Source organism: Cellvibrio sp., assembly GCF_053579595.1.
Window position 1 is genome coordinate 1 of record NZ_JBRFPI010000460.1, and the last position, 3,249, is coordinate 3,249.

The following is a 3,249-nucleotide window of genomic DNA, read 5'->3' on the forward strand; positions in this document are numbered from 1 at the left end:
ATGCCGGCCAAGACCATACTAGATTACAAATAAAGGGGAGTTCCAAACTGGGCTAAGAGAAAACCCATCGGTAACCGTACTACCTTCCTAAATCAATGAGCCAACCAAAACACTAATGCCGTTGTACCCACAGGAAGAAACCGTTACCGGTAGTTTCAGTATTGTTCAGTTTTCAGCCATTGCCAGTTTTTTTATGCTCACGTTTAAATTATTTGGTGATAAACCCGCAGAACTGATTAGGAAAGGCTATAAACAATCGCTAGCTCACACCATTACGCCCCATCAGCACCATAGCTTCGTTAATCAGGTGTTCAAGCCGCACTGCCGTCGTCGAGCGCAAGGCAAAATCATCGACCAATTTGCGCAAGCGGCTCAGCTTGGGACGCACTGCACGAAACTCTTCGGTGACAGGCTCATAATCCAGATCGTGATCTTGCACGCTCAATTTGCCCAACTCGGATAATTCCGCATGCAGCGCGCTGATCAAGTCATAAAAGAAATCTTTCCGATCAAGGCTATTGGCCTCCCAATAGGCTTGGTTCAGTCCGCCCAACAAGTCCTCAAGCACTTTGATGGCATTGGAAATACTGCTGCTAGACATAACACACCTTTTATTCAACTTATGATTAATAGGCTTGAGTATAGAAGAGTTTAACGACGCTGCCGGAGGCTCTGCTAAACTCCAGCTTCCTCGCCTCTGGACGCTGTTATGCCGCTCGAACAACTCTGGCTGTTTACCACCATTACCCTTGTGCTCTCCGCCAGCCCTGGCCCGGTGATGCTCGCCTGCATGATTGATGCAGGGCGTTACGGTTTTGCCAAATCGCTCTACACCATGCTCGGCGCCAGCGCGGGCAATTTGGTGTTGATGTTGTTATCGGCACTGGGATTGGGTTTATTAGTCGAACAGGCGGAATGGATTTTTCATACCATCAAATGGATAGGCGCAGCTTATTTGGTGTACCTCGGTATCCAGCTCGCACTTGCGCCACCGCTCAATGTGGATGTGGAGGCGCGCCAGATCCGCAGCAGCCATCTATTTGGCAAAGCCTTTATCGTCGCTGTCACCAACCCTAAAGGGCTAATTTATTTCGGCGCATTGTTTCCACAATTTATCGACATCCACCGCAGCATGCCGCCACAATTTGCGCTGCTCACGGTGATTTTTTTAGCGATGGATTTTGTCTGGATGAGTATTTATGCCCTCGGTGGGCGCGGCATTATGCGCTGGCTAAAATCACCGGAACACCAGCGCTGGTTTAACTGGATTTCTGGAGGCGCACTCATTCTCGCAGGCGCCGCCTTGGCGTTTACCAAACTCTAAACTGGCGAGCTGTGTGATTTGGATATAAGCAAAGAAATAACGATTCTTTTTCATTTGCGATAAAAATCCCTAAGCTGCATTCCATCAGTATTTAGGAGGCAGCCATGTCATTTACCCAGAACCAACATTTTCCCGCATCACTCAAGGATCAGCCGATCCTGATCGTACCTGGCCTGCGCAATAGTGATGAACAGCATTGGCAAAGTCTGTGGGAAGCGCAACTGCCCAATAGCAAACGCATCCAGGTCGATGATTGGAGCACTGCGGATCTGGATAAGTGGAAAGCGGGGATTCGCGCAGAATTGGACAAGTTGGATAAACCCGCCGTGATTATCGCCCACAGCTTTGGCACGCTCGCGAGTGCTAGTATTGCCGCAGAATTTCCCACTAAAATCGCCGCCTTGTTTTTAGTCGCCCCTGCCGATCCGGATAAATTCCGCATCGCCCAGCGCTTGCCACAAAGACCCTTGCAGGTACCGGCAACTATTATCGCCAGCAGCAATGACCCCTGGTTGACCGAGGGCAAAGCGGCTTACTGGGCGCTGCAGTGGGGCACAGATTTTTTGCGTTTAAACAATGTTGGCCACATCAACAGCGAATCCAATTTGGGCTTTTGGCCTGAAGGTATTCAGCTATTACAGAAGCTGTTGCGCAGCGCAAAAAAAACAATTACCACAACCAACCGGCTCCCGCGCGCGGCATAAATCCGCACACTGACACACCAAACGCTATACTCTGGGCAGATTCTTTTTATGACCCAGTGTGATGACGTTGATGACTATAAAATCCTCTGGTGCAGGAAGGCTACCACTGAGACGATTATGGATATTGCTCGCCTATTTACTGGCTGCCCCGGCACTGGCCACTGAACCGGTAATTTATGCATGGGCCGAACACATGGCCGATGATAAGCGCGGCCACTACCCTATCGAACTGCTCAAACTCGCACTCGCCAAATCCGGACAGGATTACCGCGCCACGCCCAGCAAATACAATTTGCCGCAATTCCGCACCCTGCGGCATTTGCAAATGAACAAAGGCATTGATGTCGTCTGGACGCTCAGCTCACCCGAGCGCGAGGAGGAATTGCTTCCCATCCGCATCCCTATTGACCGCGGCCTGATCGGTTGGCGCCTGCTATTAATCTCTGCAAAAGATGAACAAACCTTTGCGCAAGTGGAGAGTGTCGAACAACTCAAAAGCATGCGTGCCGGGCAAGGGCATGATTGGCCAGACTACCCCATACTGCGCGACAATGGTTTTAAGGTCAGCGGCAGTGCCAGTTACGACGGACTGTTTCATATGCTCGAGCGGGGTCACATCCGCTATTTTCCGCGTTCACTTACTGAAATCCAGCACGAGCTGGATACACACCCTGATATGAATTTTAGGATTGCCCCCAAGTGGGTGCTCTATTACCCGGCGCCGCTGTATTTTTTTGTGCGCAAAGATAATATCCAACTCGCCACTGCGATTGAACAGGGGCTCGAACTTGCCATTCGCGATGGCAGTATGCGCACTTTATTTATCCAACATTTTGCGGCGGCTATCGCCAACGCACAATTATCACAGCGCACAATTGTGCAGATGAGAAACCCACTGCTAACCGCAGAGACACCGCTAGCGCGCAGCGATTTATGGTTCTCACCTGAGCAAGGTTTTTAACTATAACGTTTTAAACTACAAGGTTTGTAAATGACGACAACAGCAACGCCCACGCAACATCCAGCACCGCGACCGACACGCCGCCTTGGGATGCGAATTGTCGGCGCTGTTATTGCGTTCACGTTTTGTGTTGCCGCACTCGTCTCCGGCTTGCAAATTTACGGCGCATACCGCATAGCGCTGACCGATGCACAAACACATTTTATCGATATTGAAAAAAGTTATTTACCCAGCCTCGCCGCCGGCATGTGGTCAGTCGA

The 3,249-nt window shown here is 50.4% G+C and carries 5 protein-coding genes; 4 read left to right on the plus strand and 1 reads right to left on the minus strand.

The genetic code is table 11. The annotated features are described in order from the left end of the window. Window positions 1-259: 259 nt before the first annotated feature. The gene (locus ACWA6V_RS19670; RefSeq protein ID WP_310067545.1) at window positions 260-601 is read right to left on the minus strand and encodes a hypothetical protein; all 342 of its coding nucleotides are present in this window, start codon (window positions 599-601) and stop codon (window positions 260-262) included. A 108-nt stretch (window positions 602-709) separates the two neighbouring features. On the opposite strand from ACWA6V_RS19670, the gene ACWA6V_RS19675 reads away from it, so the two are divergent. From ACWA6V_RS19675 to ACWA6V_RS19690, 4 genes are all read left to right on the plus strand, one after another. Further along, window positions 710-1,324, plus strand: coding sequence for a LysE family translocator (locus ACWA6V_RS19675; protein WP_449524081.1), 615 nt, complete (start codon window positions 710-712; stop codon window positions 1,322-1,324). Between the two features lie 104 nt (window positions 1,325-1,428). After that, window positions 1,429-2,028 carry an RBBP9/YdeN family alpha/beta hydrolase gene (locus tag ACWA6V_RS19680; protein ID WP_449524082.1) on the plus strand — a complete coding sequence of 200 codons (600 nt, stop codon included), beginning with the start codon at window positions 1,429-1,431 and terminating at the stop codon, window positions 2,026-2,028. Between the two features lie 70 nt (window positions 2,029-2,098). Next, a complete protein-coding gene (locus tag ACWA6V_RS19685; protein ID WP_449524083.1) occupies window positions 2,099-2,989 on the plus strand; it encodes a substrate-binding periplasmic protein in 891 nt (296 codons plus the stop codon). 30 nt (window positions 2,990-3,019) lie between these two features. Further along, a partial coding sequence (locus ACWA6V_RS19690) for a hypothetical protein (RefSeq protein ID WP_449524084.1) occupies window positions 3,020-3,249 on the plus strand: 230 nt, incomplete at its 3' end.